Annotated in this window: 13 protein-coding genes, 1 pseudogene and 1 riboswitch; of the genes and pseudogenes, 12 read left to right on the top strand and 2 right to left on the bottom strand. The window is 41.0% G+C overall.

Annotated features, from left to right (window positions below):
* Positions 1-118: 118 nt before the first annotated feature.
* From FTT94_RS16875 to FTT94_RS01130, 4 genes and pseudogenes are all read left to right on the top strand, one after another.
* Positions 119-328, top strand: a pseudogene (locus FTT94_RS16875) (heavy metal-associated domain-containing protein); the annotation flags it as partial.
* A gap of 24 nt (positions 329-352) precedes the next feature.
* On the top strand, positions 353-2,791 hold the full coding sequence (locus FTT94_RS01140) for a copper-translocating P-type ATPase (protein WP_373686010.1): 2,439 nt from the start codon (positions 353-355) through the stop codon (positions 2,789-2,791).
* 1 nt (position 2,792) lies between these two features.
* Entirely contained in the window at positions 2,793-3,212 is a 420-nt protein-coding gene (cueR, locus tag FTT94_RS01135; RefSeq protein ID WP_111884371.1) for a Cu(I)-responsive transcriptional regulator, read from the top strand.
* A gap of 66 nt (positions 3,213-3,278) precedes the next feature.
* On the top strand, positions 3,279-3,473 hold the full coding sequence (locus FTT94_RS01130; RefSeq protein ID WP_078190942.1) for a heavy-metal-associated domain-containing protein: 195 nt from the start codon (positions 3,279-3,281) through the stop codon (positions 3,471-3,473).
* 67 nt (positions 3,474-3,540) lie between these two features.
* Here the strand turns inward: FTT94_RS01130 and FTT94_RS01125 are convergent, their stop codons facing one another.
* Positions 3,541-4,146: a TetR/AcrR family transcriptional regulator gene (locus FTT94_RS01125; RefSeq protein ID WP_078190941.1), complete on the bottom strand. Its 606-nt coding sequence runs from the start codon at positions 4,144-4,146 to the stop codon at positions 3,541-3,543.
* Positions 4,147-4,752: 606 nt separating this feature from the next.
* On the opposite strand from FTT94_RS01125, the gene FTT94_RS01120 reads away from it, so the two are divergent.
* The 4 genes from FTT94_RS01120 to FTT94_RS01105 all read left to right on the top strand — a co-directional run bounded on the left by FTT94_RS01120 (position 4,753) and on the right by FTT94_RS01105 (position 9,976).
* A complete protein-coding gene (locus tag FTT94_RS01120) occupies positions 4,753-6,531 on the top strand; it encodes an acyl-CoA dehydrogenase C-terminal domain-containing protein (RefSeq protein ID WP_180048936.1) in 1,779 nt (592 codons plus the stop codon).
* Between the two features lie 101 nt (positions 6,532-6,632).
* Positions 6,633-7,802 carry a thiolase family protein gene (locus tag FTT94_RS01115; protein WP_078193795.1) on the top strand — a complete coding sequence of 390 codons (1,170 nt, stop codon included), beginning with the start codon at positions 6,633-6,635 and terminating at the stop codon, positions 7,800-7,802.
* A 133-nt stretch (positions 7,803-7,935) separates the two neighbouring features.
* A complete protein-coding gene (locus FTT94_RS01110) occupies positions 7,936-9,435 on the top strand; it encodes a succinate CoA transferase (RefSeq protein ID WP_180170070.1) in 1,500 nt (499 codons plus the stop codon).
* Positions 9,436-9,658: 223 nt separating this feature from the next.
* Complete coding sequence (locus FTT94_RS01105) at positions 9,659-9,976, top strand: hypothetical protein (RefSeq protein WP_111884393.1); 318 nt, start codon at positions 9,659-9,661, stop codon at positions 9,974-9,976.
* An 89-nt stretch (positions 9,977-10,065) separates the two neighbouring features.
* On the opposite strand, the gene FTT94_RS01100 is transcribed toward FTT94_RS01105, so the two are convergent.
* Positions 10,066-10,767 (bottom strand): HAD family phosphatase, encoded by a 702-nt coding sequence (locus FTT94_RS01100; RefSeq protein ID WP_180170069.1) that lies wholly within the window; start codon positions 10,765-10,767, stop codon positions 10,066-10,068.
* A gap of 190 nt (positions 10,768-10,957) precedes the next feature.
* Here FTT94_RS01100 and FTT94_RS01095 point away from each other — a divergent pair, with 190 nt between their 5' ends.
* The 4 genes from FTT94_RS01095 (at position 10,958) to uca (ending at position 17,211) form a co-directional block, all read left to right on the top strand.
* Positions 10,958-11,851 carry a LysR substrate-binding domain-containing protein gene (locus FTT94_RS01095; RefSeq protein ID WP_078190935.1) on the top strand — a complete coding sequence of 298 codons (894 nt, stop codon included), beginning with the start codon at positions 10,958-10,960 and terminating at the stop codon, positions 11,849-11,851.
* A 197-nt stretch (positions 11,852-12,048) separates the two neighbouring features.
* Positions 12,049-12,160: riboswitch (guanidine-I (ykkC/yxkD leader) on the top strand.
* Positions 12,161-12,189: 29 nt separating this feature from the next.
* Positions 12,190-12,927 carry an urea amidolyase associated protein UAAP1 gene (locus FTT94_RS01090; protein ID WP_180170068.1) on the top strand — a complete coding sequence of 246 codons (738 nt, stop codon included), beginning with the start codon at positions 12,190-12,192 and terminating at the stop codon, positions 12,925-12,927.
* 11 nt (positions 12,928-12,938) lie between these two features.
* A complete protein-coding gene (locus FTT94_RS01085) occupies positions 12,939-13,601 on the top strand; it encodes an urea amidolyase associated protein UAAP2 (protein WP_180170067.1) in 663 nt (220 codons plus the stop codon).
* Between the two features lie 4 nt (positions 13,602-13,605).
* A complete protein-coding gene (gene uca / locus FTT94_RS01080) occupies positions 13,606-17,211 on the top strand; it encodes an urea carboxylase (protein ID WP_180170066.1) in 3,606 nt (1,201 codons plus the stop codon).
* The last annotated feature ends 22 nt before the right edge of the window (positions 17,212-17,233 follow it).

The following is a 17,233-nucleotide window of genomic DNA, read 5'->3' as shown; positions in this document are numbered from 1 at the left end:
TCGCAATTCTTTATACCTTAAAGAAAAGCCTTGCTGTGAGTCAGAAAAACTTGACCTTCCCATTGTGGTAAAGTTTAAGCTATAGCCTAAAACAAGCACATATGATTGGGATGTTGCCATGACAGATTCGACAGAACGCAAACTTTTTGATGGCACACTTGCTATTGAAGGGATGACCTGTGCTTCTTGTGTGGCACGGGTTGAAAAAGCCTTAAAAAAAGTCGATGGCATCACTGATGCTCAAGTGAATTTAGCCACTGAAACAGCACATGTTCAGAGTGATAAAAATGTGGATTATTCTGCTGTAATTCAGGCCGTTGAAAAGGCAGGTTTTGGCGTTGCACAAAAGCAGATTGAACTTGAAATTGAAGGAATGACTTGCGCATCGTGTGTTGCACGTGTTGAAAAAGCCTTAAAGGTAGTTCCAGAAGTCATCGATGCAAAAGTGAATTTGGCAACTGAAAAAGCCACGATTACGGCATTGGCATCTGTTGAAAATTCTGCATTGGCGAAGTCTGTAGAAAAAGCAGGTTTTCATATTGCACAGCCCAATATTGAATTAAATATTGATGGAATGACCTGTGCTTCATGTGTGGCACGGGTTGAAAAAGCCTTAAACGCTGTAGACGGTGTCAATAAAGCAACGGTAAATTTAGCCAGTGAAAAAGCCTTTGTTCAGGCGCCAGTTTCAAAAACACAGGAATTGATCGCGGCAGTTAAAAAAGCGGGATACAGTGCGACCGTTGCTACACAACTACAACCGACAATGGCAGAAAAAAAAGCCGATGAAGCTCGGTTGCTCAAACGTGATTTAATCATCGCATTGGTACTCGCTGTTCCTGTTTTTATCTTGGAGATGGGATCACATATGATTCCAGCTTTTCATCATTTTATTGCACATAATTTAGGGACACAAAATAGTTGGTATATTCAGTTTATATTAACCACTTTGGTGTTAATCCTACCCGGAAGACGCTTTTATCAGCACGGCATACCAGCACTTGCGCGACTTGCCCCAGATATGAATTCTTTGGTCGCAGTCGGGACTTTATCTGCTTATAGTTTTTCTTGTGTTGCAACATTTGCTCCGCAATTATTACCGCAAGGTACGGTTCATGTGTACTTTGAAGCAGCCGCAGTAATTGTGGCGTTGATTCTTTTGGGTCGTTTTATGGAGGCGAAAGCCAAAGGTAAAACCTCGCAAGCTATTCAATACTTAGTCGGCATGCAACCCAAAACAGCACGTGTTGAGCAATCTAGTAGCTATATAGATTTGCCGATTAGTGATGTTGAAACAGGTATGTTGATTGAAATACGGCCTGGTGAACGTTGCCCAGTCGATGGTGCTGTAGTGTCTGGGAACAGTTATATTGATGAATCCATGATCAGTGGCGAGCCAATTCCTGTCGAGAAAAAAGCCGGTGATCAAGTTGTCGGTGGAACGATTAACCAAAATGGGGCCTTGAAAATACAAGCCACTGCGGTAGGTCAAGATTCTGTTTTGGCACAAATTATCCATATGGTCGAACAGGCTCAGGGTTCAAAATTACCGATTCAAGCTTTGGTGGATAAAGTCACGTTATGGTTTGTACCGGTGGTAATGGCGTTGGCGTTGATCACCTTTTTAGTTTGGTATGTAGTTGGACCTGAACCGAGTTTAACCTATGCCTTAGTCAATGCTGTAGCAGTACTGATCATCGCATGTCCATGTGCAATGGGTTTGGCAACGCCAACATCTATCATGGTCGGTACAGGGCGAGGTGCAGAGCTTGGAGTATTGTTCCGTAAAGGTGAAGCCTTACAACAACTCAAAAATACTCAAGTGGTTGCAGTCGATAAAACAGGGACATTGACGGAAGGTAAACCGAAACTGACAGATTTTGAAGTCACTGAAGCTTTTGATAAAGATCGCGTATTTCAGTTATTGGCCTCTGTAGAGCAGAAATCTGAACATCCGATTGCCTATGCCATTGTACAAGCTGCGAAAGAGATGCAAGTGCAACTTTTAGAAGTTGAACAGTTTGATTCCGTGACTGGTGCTGGGATTCAGGCGGTTGTTGAAGGACAAAGCATTTATATTGGTGCAGATCATTTGATGCATAAACTTGGTTTAGAAACACAAATCTTTTCAGCACTGGCAGAACGCATGGGCAATGAAGGGAAAACCCCGCTCTATGTATCGATCGATCAACAGCTTGCTGCCATTGTTGCTGTAGCCGACCCAATCAAAGCTACAACCTTCGCAGCCATTCAAGCTTTGCATGATTTAGGGCTGAAAGTGGCCATGATTACAGGCGATAACCGACATACTGCCACTGCCATAGCACGACAGTTGAAGATTGATCATGTGATCGCTGAAGTAATGCCAGACCAAAAAGTGCAATCTGTACAACAATTGCAAAAAGAACATGGTGTTGTTTGTTTTGTCGGCGATGGCATTAATGATGCGCCTGCACTTGCGCAAGCAGATGTCGGCATGGCTATTGGTACAGGGACAGATGTGGCGATAGAGGCTGCGGACGTTGTGCTTATGTCGGGTAATTTACAAATGGTACCGACAGCAATCGCACTGAGTACTGCGACGATGAATAATATTCGCCAAAATCTATTTTGGGCATTTATTTACAATGCAGCATTGATTCCCGTCGCTGCAGGTGTGTTATATCCATTCTTTGGCATATTGCTTTCACCTATGTTCGCCGCAGGTGCAATGGCACTTTCATCGGTGTTTGTTGTGTCAAATGCCTTGCGTTTAAAAGCATTTAAAGGGCCAGTTTTTCAGGAGTCTTGAGATGAATATTGGACAAGCAGCGAAAGCATCGGGCATTTCTGCAAAAATGATCCGCTATTATGAATCGATTGGGCTGTTAAATAATGCGCAGCGCACCGATGCCGGCTATCGAGTTTACTCGGAAGCCGATATTAAAACCTTGAGTTTCTTAAGACATGCGCGTGATTTAGGTTTTTCTTCTGAACAAATGAAAGATTTACTTGGGCTTTGGAAAAATCAAAGTCGGCAAAGTGTAGAAGTTAAAGCATTGGCGTTAAAACATATCCAGACCTTAAATCAAAAAATCGCAGACTTACAGGCCATGGTTGAGATCTTGCAACAATCTGTAGATGGCTGTGCCGGTAATGATCAAGCCGATTGTACGATTTTAAATCAAATCGAAACGGGCATGGCTGAGTGCTGCCATACAGCAAAGATTTAAATCCGCTTGACCTTACAATCGTGGCAAGGTTTATAGTGTTGTTATTAGAAAAGAAGGATGAATATCATGAAATTTCGTATTGATAATATGACATGCGGTGGTTGCGCACGTAGCGTGACAGCAACGATTAAAGACTTAGACGAAAATGCAACAGTCACTATTGATGTAGCTACAAAATTAGTGGACGTTGAATCTAGTGCTAGTGCAGAGCAATTGATTAGCGCTTTAACCGAAGATGGTTTCCCACCTGTGATTGCATAACCTAGATATTGTCTAATGAATAAAAAAAGCCGAACAATTGTTCGGCTTTTTTATTTATAAATCAATTTTATACGGCTGAAATTTTATCTGGCGTCATCAGCGCCTGATTAATATATAGCTTGATTAAACGTTCACGTGAACCGATTGATTTTTGATAATGCGTTGAATTGAGGAGTAGGGATGCACCATAAGTGACCGTCCAAATATAGGATAAATAATCACGAATCGACATTGCGCTTTCAAGTGATTTTAGATAATCACTGGTCATATCCTTAATTTCAATAATACGTTCTTCACGAACACGATAGAGCTCTTCAAATAACTCTTTTAATTTACGCTCATTATTGGTTAAGCGTTCTTCAATGACATGTAATAATATAGTTCTATTAGAATTCAACATATTATAAAGCATATATTGTGAAACATAAGTTTTAATATCATGATTATATTTTTTTGAAATTTCTAATAATCGTTTTTCATTTAAGATAATCAGTTCTAAATATAATTGGTTTTTACTTTTAAAATGTTTATAAATCGTGCCTTTGGCAATATCTAGTTCACAAGCTAACTCACTTAAGGTGATGTCTTGATTATTATCTAATAGCAGGGTTTCTGCCATGGCTAAAATTTTTTCCTTGCGAAGGATAAAATTTTGTTGGCGTACTGAACTCATGATACCTGTTCCATAAACAGCTTGAGGGTGAACAAGCCTAGCTTAAGCTAAATCTTGTGAATCTTACATTCCACTATGGTCTCAAATATTACATAAATTGGTTTAAAAATAAACACATTAGTAGAGTGCGTAAAGCATATAGAATTCATAGCATAAAATTAATGTCAATAAAACTGAACCCTTGAGGTCATTTTTTTGAAATAAAATTCCATTTTTATTTTTTTTAATTTATTGTCTTTTCGCTTTTACAACAAAAGCAGCATTTAACAAAACGGTCTTGGTTGTTATGTTATTAATACAACCTAAATTAAACATGATTATGGGTACTATTATGTTTGGTTTTAATCAATTACCAATTATAAATTTAGTCAACTCAATAAATTTATTTAAGTGTAATAAAATAATGCTGCTCAAAATATCAGGTGGTTATTTTTCACTTGTCGGTAAAAACACATTATCTATATTCTTTTTAGATATCTATCTGAAAAAACAGATCTTTAAAAAAATCCACACAAAATTGATTTGATGATTTTGTGCGGGAGCGTGCAACTTTAAAAAAGTACTTTGTCAAAGACGCTGACAAAGCCTGTAGAAAAGGAAAGTACAATGCCAATATACAATGCGCCGTTAAAGGACATGGACTTCATCTTAAATGATGTATTCAATGCAGATGAGTTCTGGCAGTCAAATGAAAACTTAGCTCATATTGATATGGCGACTGCAAATGCTATTTTAGAAGAAATGGCTAAGTTTTCTAAAAACGTTATTCTAGACTTGAACCGTACAGCCGATGAAGAAGGTGGTGCGCAGTTTAGTAATGGTATTGTTACTACGCCTACAGGGTTTAAAGACGCTTTTAAACAATTCGCCGAAGGTGGTTGGGTTGGTTTAGGCGCTTCTGAAGAATGGGGCGGCCAAAACATGCCGAAAATGTTGACGGTACTTGCTGACGAAATGATTTGGAGTACCAATCCATCATTTATGTTGTATCCACTACTGACTGTGGGTGCAGGTATGGCGATTAATGACCGTGCTTCGCAAGAGCAAAAAGAAACCTATCTTCCAAAATTTTATACGGGTGAATGGTCAGGCACTATGTGTTTAACTGAACCACATTCAGGGACTGATTTGGGGATCATTAAAACCAAAGCAGAGCCGAATGAAGATGGTTCATTTAACATTACAGGCACGAAAATTTTCATCACCAGTGGTGAACATGATCTGTGTGAAAACATCATCCATCTTGTGTTAGCAAAAACGCCAAATGCACCTGCGGGTTCACGTGGTATTTCATTGTTTATCGTTCCAAAATTCCATGTCAATGCCGATGGCTCAGTCGGTGAACGCAATGCTGTTTCAGCGGGTTCAATTGAACACAAGATGGGTATTAAAGGTTCTGCAACGTGTGTCATGAACTTTGATGGCGCCAAAGGTTATATCGTTGGTAAAGAAAACGAAGGTCTTGCGGCGATGTTTGTCATGATGAACTATGAACGTTTATCGATGGGTATCCAAGGGATTGGTGCTGCAGAATTTGCTTACCAAAATGCTGCACAGTATGCGACTGATCGTCTACAAGGTCGTTCTGCGACAGGTGTGAAATCTCCTGAAAAACCAGCAGACTCTATTTTGGTACATGGTGATGTACGTCGTATGTTGTTGAATGTACGCGCCAACAACGAAGCATCTCGTGCATTTGCTGTGTATGTTGGTCAGCAACTGGATATTACAAAATATTCAACTGATGAAGCTGCTGTGAAAAAAGCCAATGACCGCGTGGCTTTATTGACACCTATTGCAAAAGCCTACCTAACAGATACAGCCCTACAAGCTACTTTAGAAGCGCAAATGTGCTTTGGTGGTCATGGCTATATCCGTGAATGGGGTATGGAGCAATGCATTCGTGACTTACGTATTTCACAGATTTACGAAGGCACAAATGGCGTACAAGCGATTGATTTAATTGGACGCAAAACCACGAAATGTAATGGTGCATTTATTGCCGAATACATTGCTGAAATTCGTGACTTTGCTGCAACCATGGCTGATTCAAAAGTTAAATCTGCAGCATTGCAAGTTTCTGACGAAGTTGAAGCATTAACGCAATTCATTGTAGAACAATCTAAGACCACCCCAGACTTTAGCAGTTCGGTGGCAGTCGATTACCTGCACGCTGTTGGTTTACTCAGCTTTGTGTATATGTTTGCGCGTATTAGCAAAGCTGCGGCTGCAAAACCAGAGAGCTTCTTCCAAAACAAACTGGTACTCGCAGATTTCTATGTTGAGAAAGTTCTACCTGACCTTGCTGCCCGTGCTCAACGCATTAAAGCAGGTTCTGAACTTATCATGCAGCTATCTGAAGAATACTTCACCGCTCAATCTTAAGGTTTCATCGAAACCACTGTGAAAAACATTAAGATGGAAAATCTGAGGAACCAGTCATGGTTCCTCGGGGTTAAAAGATTTAAAACAGGATGAAATAAGAAATGATTGTAATTGTAGATGGCGTACGTACAGCGATGGGTGGTTTTCAGGGTTCACTTTCATCTTGTACAGCCCCAGACTTAGGTGCTGCAGCGATTCAGGCTGTTGTTGCACGTGCAGGTTTAGAACCTACAGATATTGACGAAGTTATTTTTGGCTGTGTATTACCGGCTGGTCTTAAACAAGGTCCTGCACGCCAAGCGATGCGTCAAGCAGGCTTACCAGATACAACGGGTGCCACCACGATTAATAAAATTTGTGGTTCAGGCATGAAGGCAGTGATGCAAGCAGCTGATGCGATTAAAGCCGGTTCTGCTAATATTGTGGTTGCTGGTGGTATGGAGTCGATGTCAAATGCGCCATATTTACTTGAAAAAGCGCGTTCAGGCTATCGTATGGGTCATGGTAAAACCACAGATCACATGTTTCAAGAAGGCTTGGAAGATGCTGAGACAGGTTTATCGATGGGTATTCTGGCACAAGATATGGCAGATAAAAAAGGCTATACCCGTGAACAACAAGATGCTTTTGCCATCAACTCACTCAATAAAGCCGTTGCAGCGATTCAAGGCGGTTTCTTCAAAAATGAAATCGTGCCAGTTACTGTTAAAAGCCGTAAAGGTGACGTCGTTGTTGACACAGATGAACAGCCATTAAGTGCTAAGCCTGAAAAAATCCCAACACTGCGTCCTGCATTCAAAAAAGACGGCACGATCACAGCTGCCAATGCCAGCTCAATTTCTGACGGTGCTTCAGCTTTGGTGGTTACATCAGAAGAAACGGCTCAAGCACGTGGATTAACACCACTAGCAAAAGTTGTTGCTTATGCTACAAATTCACAGCATCCGTCAGAGTTCACGATTGCTCCAGTCGGTGCTATTGAGAAAGTGCTTGCACAAGCGGGTTGGGATGCACAAGAGGTTGACCTGTGGGAAGTCAATGAAGCATTTGCTATGGTTACAATGCTGGCGATTGATGGATTTAACTTAGATGAAGCAAAAGTGAACATTCATGGTGGTGCTTGCTCACTTGGTCACCCACTAGGTTCATCAGGTTCACGTATTATTGTGACGCTGATTCATGCCTTAAAACGCACTGGCGGTAAAAAAGGTGTCGCAGCACTGTGTATTGGTGGCGGTGAAGCAACTGCAATTGCGGTTGAACTGATTTAATTTGCCTCAATTTATATAAGTAAGCTTTTAGATAAGTACGTTTTTAGATAAGCAATAACAAACGCTATCTCAGTTCGCTGGGATGGCGAAAAAAGATGTTTATTTTGAGATATTTATTTTTTGAGATTTAATTATGAGTGGTTTAGATCGCATTCGCTTACTCTCCCTTCGCGACAAAGTGATGTCTGCTGAAAAAGCGATTGAGTTAATTCAAGATGGTTCAGTGGTTGGTTTAAGTGGTTTTGGTGGTGCAGGTGAGGCAAAGACGGTTCCTTTGGCGCTTGCAGATCATGCAGTTTCACATCCTCTTCGTATCACTTTGGCAACGGGTGCTAGTTTAGGAAATAGTATCGATGGTCGTCTCAATGCGGCACATGCGATAGAACGTCGTTATCCGTATCAGGCAGATCCAGGTTTACGTAAAGCCATCAACGCTGGCGAGGTCATGTATATTGACCAACACTTGTCTGAAATGGCCGATAATATTCGTCATCATAATTTACCGCGCATTAATGTGGCAGTTATTGCAGCGACTGCAATTACCGAAGATGGTCAAATTATTCCGACAGGTTCATGTGGTAACTCAGCAAATTTCATTGAAATGGCAGATCATGTAATTATTGAAATTGATAACACGATTAACCCAGTGCTCGAAGGTGTACATGATATATATGTTCCGAAAGCGCGACCAAACCGTGGGCCAATTCCACTGACTCAGGTCGGTGAACGTATTGGTACAATTGGGATCAATGTCAGCCCCGATAAGATTTCAGCTATTGTGTTGAATGATCTGCCAGATACCCAGTTTAAAATGGATGAACCTGATGCTGAAACCCTAGCGATTGCTCAGCACCTGATTGATTTCTTTGAAGGTGAAGTGGCAGCAGGGCGTTTGCCTGAAAATTTAGGCCCGCTACAGTCAGGTGTGGGTTCGATTGCCAATGCTGTATTCGCAGGTTTTGAGCATTCTAATTTTCATGATTTGGAAATGTATTCAGAAGTACTACAAGACTGTACTTTCCAGCTAATTGATTCTGGAAAAATGAAATTTGCCTCAGGCTGTTCAATGACATTGTCTGAGCCTTGTGCACAGCACGTGATGAACAATTTTGATCAGTACAAAGACAAAATTGTGTTACGTCCACAAGAGCTATCTAATAACCCTGAAATCATTCGACGTTTAGGCATTATCGCGATTAATACGGCGCTTGAGTTTGATATTTACGGAAACGTAAATTCGACCCATGTGACGGGTACGAAAATGATGAACGGTATCGGTGGTTCAGGAGACTTTACTCGTCATGCGCACATTGCCATTTTCGTAACCAAGTCGATTGCAAAAGGCGGTGCGATTTCATCTGTCGTGCCAATGGTGAGTCATACAGACCATACTGACCATGACGTTGATATCGTGGTTACAGAGCAGGGCTTGGCAGATTTACGTGGTCTTTCACCACGTGAGCGTGCACGTAAAGTCATTGAAATCTGTGCACATCCAGATTATCGCGCAGCATTGTTGAGCTACTTTGAACGCGCATGTGAGCGTGGTGGTCAAACGCCGCATATTTTAAAAGAGGCTTTGTCTTGGCATGCCACTTTTGAAGAAACCGGTTCAATGCGTCAAATCGTATAAATCTAAAGATTGAAAATATTTAAATAAGCCCACGATCAAGTGGGCTTATTTATTATGAAAGACTACAAATGTTTCAAAACATGACAAAAGAAAAACAGCAGGACTTGGTTTGCAACTTTTGCACAACATGAACGGTCTTAAGTTCTCTTCAAGGCTTTCTATAATGCAAAACTCATTGACAAAGAAGGTCAGTATTTTGAAAAAGATTCAATTATTTTCTGCGATGTTGTTCGCAGTTCTCCTCACTGCATGTAAACAAAGTCCAGCGCCTGATTATGCTGGAACATGGCAAAATACCGCAGTAGATCCGCAACTTGAAAATGCGCTGATTATTAGTAAAAATGGTGAAAACTATTTCATTACCAATACTTTAAAAGATAAACAAAGTGGTAAATCTGAAAAGAAAAATCCTGTACCTGCATCTGTCGCTGAATCTGGTTTACTGGCTGTAAACTCTGGGACAGGTGCTGTTGAATTTGCAATTGACGAAAAAACTGGAAATTTAGTTGGGTCTGGATCCATTTATAAAAAAGTAAAATAGATCAATTATCTATAGATGCAAAAATATCAAAAGCAGCCTCTAAGTTGGGCTGCTTTTTAACTTTTAAGCGAACGTTTATTTACTTTAACTTAGTTCAGAACCGAAGAGAAATCATGGATAAAATAATCCGCTTTATTTTTGATTTGCTCAATTTCGTGCTCTGAATATGCATCATACACGGCAACGACTTCAATACCCGCAGCATTTGCGGCTTCTACACCAATGAGTGAATCTTCAAAAATTAAACATTCTTCAGGTTTTACTGCAAAATGTTGAATCGCCTGTAAATAGACTTCAGGATGAGGCTTAATATTTTTGACATTTTCACGGGTCAGGATCAGATCAAAGCTATTTTCAAAATGCAGCTTTGGATAAATGTGGATATTTTTTTGATATCGATAAATATTTTGCAGGCTGGTCGTGGTGGTAATTGCCACCTGAATGCCTTGCTGAATGAGCTGTTGAACAAATAATGCTGCATGTGGTTTAAGCAAGATGATATGTTCTAAAAAATGCTGTGAAATGGCATATCGTTGCTGTTTGATTTGATCTGCAGAGTGTTGTTCAATTCTATAAGTATCTTTTAGATAGTTACAGTACATTAAGTAAGGGTCTGGTGTGTTTTTAAATAATTGTAGCTGAATGTCACGTTCACGTTGAATGAAATCCAGTTGGATGGTTTGTCCAGTTAACTGTTGAATCAAATCTGCATCGACCTGATTCCACACGCCAACAGAGTCGATAAGTGTGCCATCTAAATCAAAACAAACCAGTTTTTTTCCTTGAAGCATGTTGATATCCAAATTCGAGCTGTGTCTATTATGCGGACGGATTGGAGTGTTGAAAAGCTGATTGCAACTGAGCAGGCTAAACTGGCGTTTCATCTGCAATAAAAGTAATATTTCGTTATTGGCTTTTTGTATAATTCAGCAGATGATGCACAGCATAACTTGCAATATTTAATTAGGGACTAAATCTTTCGTGTTTGAATTGGACTGTAAACTTCTTAGCATTTTTTTTCATGTTTATAAGTACAAAAATGTGTCGCAAGCTGCTGAACACTTGCAAATGAGTCAGCCTACAGTCAGTAATATTTTAAATAAAATACGACAGCATTATAACGACCCCTTATTTTTACGTATCGGCAATGAAATGGTGCCTACGGAGTTATCGCGTCAATTATTTCCTTTAGTCAGCGAAGCCTTGAGTAAAGTTGAAGCCATTAATAATTTTACGATTAATTTTGATCAAGCTATTTCAGATCAACAATTTACTTTGGCCATGACCGATGTTTCGCATTTGGTTTTATTGCCTAAAATCAGCCAATATCTAAAAAAACACGCGCCACAAATACGTCTGAATGTACGCCCGATTACCACTGAAACCAGTTATCAGATGGCGAATGGTGAAATTGATTTAGCACTGGGGTTTTTACCGCATTTGGAAAGCGGCTTTTATCAGCAAAAACTGTTTGAGCAATATTATGTGGTGATTGCAGCCAAGGACCATCCACGATTAACGGGTGACACCATTACAACTGAGCAATATTTATCAGAGTCGCACATTGATATTGATGCAGGGATGGGGCACTACCATATTGAAAATGAGCTGCTTAACCTTGATTTAAAACGTGATATTTTGATGCGTTTACCTAGTTATTTAGGTGTAGGCTTAGTCGTGCAAGACACTGATGCGATTGCTACTGTGCCGTACTACTTGAGTGAAGTATTGCTTTCACGCGGAAACTTAAAAATATTTGATGCGCCGATTGCGTTTCCAACCTATGGCGTGAAGCAATATTGGCATATGTCTTGCCATCATAAAACCAGCCATCAATGGCTACGTCATATGTTCCATGAGATATTGGTAAAATAATTTTTATGCATTACATAAAGCCCAAAAATGATTTTGGGCTTTTTTTTTGCAATTTTTGCAGCAATTTTGTGCATGGGCTGCACCCGATTTGGTCATGCTATAGCTCAATACTATAAAAAAGTCTAATAAATAGCAGTATTACGTTTATATAAATTGGTAATACTAAATTGGCACAGCCTTTGCATTTCTACATACATCATAAAGTGATCTAGGGTTCCGATACATCTTCATGTATGACCGCGACCGAGAGTTCACGGCTTCGTTTTAATTCAAAGCAAAGCTGCACGGAGGGATAAAAGCCCGGGAGGTAAACAGTTAAGAATTAGGCAGAGGCTGCAATGAGCACAACACATTATCATGAAGATAAAGCACTATGGACTGAACTTTTACCGGGTGGATACCACTGGTCAGCGCGTATTCAGCGTGGGGCAGTATTACAGCTTAAATCGCTAGGGCAAAATGCCAATGTGGCACTGTACTGTGTAAATAGTGAAGATAAGCTTGAACGCTACAACATGCCAGATAGTCTTAAAGGGCAGCACACGGCATATTTAAGTACGGGTCATATTTTGGCATCGGATTTAGGCCGTGCCATGATCTCGATTGTGAAAGATGATCACGCTTGGAATGATGCTTTTTGTGCACCAAGTACAGCAGAACAAATCGAACAACAATTTGGTTCAAAAACTTTCCAAGATGCCCGTAACGATATGTACCGCAGCGGAAAGGATAGCTTGCTGCTTGAAATGACCAAGTTTGGTTTATCTGCAACTGACCTCAGCAGTACCTTAAATTTATTCTCTAAAGTTCAACCTGATGACAACGGTAACTTAAGTTATGTTGCTTCGGACAATACAAATCAAGTGATTGAACTGCGCTTTGAAATGGATTGTTTGGTGTTTTTATCTAGTGCACCACATGGATTATCTCAAGCAGAAGAATATAAACCTGCTGATGTACAACTAAGCTTATTTAAAGCCAATCCTTTAGCTGAAACAGATGTATGCCGTGATTCTTGCCCGCAAAATCAACGTGCTTTTCAAAATAATAACCGCTACTACGCTTTAACGGCTTGAGGGGAATGATCATGACAGCATTAGTAAACCCAACACAAAATCATGAAAAATCAGTGTTAAGCGAAGTATGTCCTGCCGGTGAAGCATGGATGTGCGAAGTGAAAAAAGGGCAGTTTTTCCGTATCATTGACCTCGAAGGCAATCAAGCGGTGGATACACTATTTATCTCGAGCCAAAACCCTGAAGAACGTTATAGCGCTACGGATACTTTAGCGATTAACCAACAGATCTATTTAGAAAAAGGCACAGCGCTATATACCAACTTTGGCAACAAAATTGCCACCATCCATGACGACAACTGTGGTCGTCATGACACCTTAGGCGGTGCATGTTCATGTGAAAGCAACACTGTTCGCTATGCACATGACAAATTTCCAATGCACAGTTGCCGTAATAATTTCATGATTGCGTTGTCACAACATCCGATAGCAAAAAAACATGGCTTAAATGTGCGCCATATCGGCCCAAACATTAACTTTTTTATGAATGTGCCTGTGACCGCTGAGGGACATTTGAAATTTGATGACGGTATTTCTGCACCGGGAAAATATGTCGAGATTAAAGCCGAAATGGATCTCATCGTCCTCATTTCAAATTGCCCACAACTAAACAACCCATGTAATGCTTATAACCCAACAAAAATTCAGCTGATCATCCGTGAAGGCGAGGAGTAATACTATGTTCAATAAAGTCCTCATTGCCAACCGTGGTGCAATTGCTTGTCGTGTGATCCGTACACTCAAAAAATTAGGCATTCAATCTGTTGCGGTGTATTCAGAAGCAGATCGTGATTCTTTGCATGTGACCTTGGCGGATGAAGCGGTATTTATTGGTGATAGTCCTGCCAGCCAAAGTTATTTAAATGTCGATAAAATTTTAGAAGTCGCAAAACAAACAGGCGCAGAAGCGATTCATCCCGGCTATGGTTTTTTGTCTGAAAATGCGGAATTTTGTGATCTGTGTGAAGCTCAAGGCATCGTATTTTTAGGGCCAAATTCGGCGCAAATGAAATCCTTTGGCTTAAAACATACCGCGCGTGAACTCGCGATTCAAGCAAATGTGCCTTTATTGCCGGGCAGTCAGCTTTTGGCAGATGAAGCTGAAGCACTGCTTGAAGCCAATCGTATTGGTTATCCTGTGATGCTGAAAAGTACCGCAGGCGGTGGCGGTATTGGCATGCGTTTGGTGTGGAATGAAGAAGAGCTGAAAGATGCTTATTCTACAGTGTCATATCTTGCCCAAGCCAACTTTAAAGATGCAGGTTTGTACCTTGAGAAATTTGTACAAAATGCCCGTCATATCGAAGTGCAAATTTTTGGTGATGGGAAAGGCTTGGTGTTAGCACTCGGGGAACGTGATTGTTCGGTGCAACGTCGTAACCAAAAAGTCGTGGAAGAAACGCCTGCACCGCACTTAAACGATGAACAACGTAGGTATATTCAAAATGTCGCGATTCAGTTGATGCAATCGGTGAATTACCGTTCGGCAGGTACCGTTGAATTTGTCATGGATACCGACACGCAAGAATTCTATTTCCTAGAGGTGAATACTCGTCTGCAAGTTGAACATGGTGTGACAGAGCAAGTGTTTGGTGTAGACCTTGTGGAATGGATGATCACTCTCGGTAGTGGTGATTGGATTGCACCAACAGCACAACTTGAATCGAAAGGTCATTCAATTCAAGTACGTTTATATGCAGAAGACCCAATTAAAAACTTCCAACCCAGTGCTGGTTTACTGACACATGTTGCGTTTGATGCCAATGCACGCAATGAAACTTGGGTAGAAACCGGTTCAAATGTCTCATCATTTTATGACCCGATGATTGCCAAAATCATTGTCACGGCAGATGACCGCGATTCAGCAATTCAAGCCATGACCGAAACACTCGCCAAAACATCGGTTGCAGGCATCGAAACCAATCTTGAATATCTACAAAATATTATCGATTGTGATGTATTTAAAGCCGGTACGCAAACCACACGATTCTTAAATACATTTGAGTGGAAAACCCAAAAAATTGAAGTGTTGCAATCAGGCATTCAAACTTCTGTGCAAGATGTGACAGGTCGTTTGGGCTATTGGGATGTCGGTGTGCCACCATCTGGTGCAATTGATCCACTGTCACTTAATGTTGCGAATCAATTGCTTGGCAATGCTTATAACACTGCAGGGCTTGAATGTACTTTGCAAGGACCAAGCTTAAAATTCCACTGTGATAGCCAAATTGTATTGGCGGGTGGTGATATGCCATCAACCCTTGATGGTGTGGCTGTGCCAATGTGGAAAACCGTGAATGTGCGCAAAGGTCAAGTGCTCAAATGTGGCAAAATCGCCACAGGTTGTCGCACCTATATCGGGATTAAAGGTGGTCTGAATGTGCCTGAATATTTAGGTTCACAAGCGACCTTTACCCTTGGTCAGTTTGGTGGTCATGCTGGTCGTAATTTATTGATTGGAGATATGTTGCCAATCACGGCATTTACATCTGAACAAGTGACAGCACTTGCGCCTGAACAAGTGCCAACGTTTAGTCATGAATGGGAAATTGCGGTGATGTACGGCCCGCATGGTGCACCAGACTTCTTTACTAAAAAAGACATTGATACCTTCTTTGCCAACGAGTTTGAAATTCACTTTAACTCAAGCCGTACCGGTATCCGTTTGATTGGACCAAAACCGGAATGGGCACGTGAGGATGGTGGTGAAGCAGGTCTGCATCCATCCAATATTCATGACAATGCTTATGCCATTGGTGCGATTGATTTCACCGGTGATATGCCGATTATTCTCGGTCCAGATGGTCCAAGTCTCGGTGGTTTCGTTTGTCCTGCCGTGGTGATTAATTCTGAGCTTTGGAAACTCGGTCAATTGAAAGCAGGAGACAAAGTCAGATTTATCCCTGTGAGTTATCATCAAGCTAAGCTCTTAAATGAAAAATATCATACGCAATTAGAAGTATCTGATACGCAGGCTGTGGCATTTGATCAGTCATTTTATCCTGAGTTATCTACCCTGAAAAATGCTGTGCTTGATACCTTAAAAGGTGAAAATAGTGCGCCTGATGTGGTGTATCGTCCTGCGGGCAATAACTACATGTTGGTGGAATATGGTGAGTTGGTGCTTGATCTAAACTTACGCTTCCGTATTCATGCACTCATGCAATGGGTTCAAAAGCAAAATATCACAGGGATTATTGACCTGACACCGGGGATTCGTTCGCTACAAATCCATTTTGATTCGATCAAGCTTGATCAAATTGATTTACTGCGTTTATTACAAGTTGCTGAAGCTGAATTGCCTGATGTCACAGAAATGCAAGTTCCATCACGTACGGTGTATTTACCGCTGGCTTGGGAAGATTCACAAACCCAACTGGCAACCGAACGTTATATGCAAACGGTGCGTCCAGATGCACCGTGGTGCCCAGACAATATCGAATTTATCCGTCGTATTAATGGCTTAAAAGACAAACAAGCTGTTAAAGATGTGGTGTTTGACGCAAGTTATTTGGTCATGGGCTTGGGCGATGTGTACTTAGGCGCACCTGTGGCAACGCCACTTGATCCGCGTCAGCGTTTAGTCACCACCAAATATAATCCTGCACGAACTTGGACACCTGAAAATGCTGTCGGTATTGGCGGTGCATATATGTGTGTCTATGGCATGGAAGGTCCAGGGGGCTATCAGTTTGTCGGTCGTACCACGCAAATGTGGTCACGCTACCGCAAAAATGCCGATTTTGAACAAGGCAAGCCATGGTTATTACGCTTCTTTGACCAAATTAAGTTTTATGAAGTGTCTGAAGAGAAACTCATGCAAATGCGTGAGGACTTTAAAGCAGGTCGCTTAAAACTGCATGTAGAAGAAGGTGTATTGAACCTCAAAGAATACAATGACTTCTTGACTGAAAATGCCGAATCTATCTCAGCATTTAAATCTATCCAACAAGCCAATTTTGATGAAGAACGTCGTCGTTGGCATGAAGCCGGGCTTGCAGAATATGTTTCTGAAAGCTTAGATGCTGTGACCGATGATAGTGATGTTCAAATTCCAGAAGGTGGCTGTGCAGTGGAATCGCACATGCCGGGAAGTATTTGGAAAATTGAATGCAAGTCAGGCGATATTGTGGAAGAAGGTGCAACGCTTGCTGTGATTGAAGCGATGAAGATCGAGATTCCAATTATCGCACCTGAACGTATGAAGGTTGAAGCCATTACCATTGAAAAAGGGCAAACGGTGAAAACAGGACAGGTGTTGTTTACGTTATCGCCAGTGGCTTGATGAGATAGTAATTAAAAGACCG

Source organism: Acinetobacter sp. YH12027, from assembly GCF_013420085.1.
In the GTDB taxonomy this organism is placed as follows: Bacteria; Pseudomonadota; Gammaproteobacteria; order Pseudomonadales; family Moraxellaceae; genus Acinetobacter; species Acinetobacter amyesii.
This window is presented reverse-complemented; position numbering and strand designations above follow the sequence as displayed.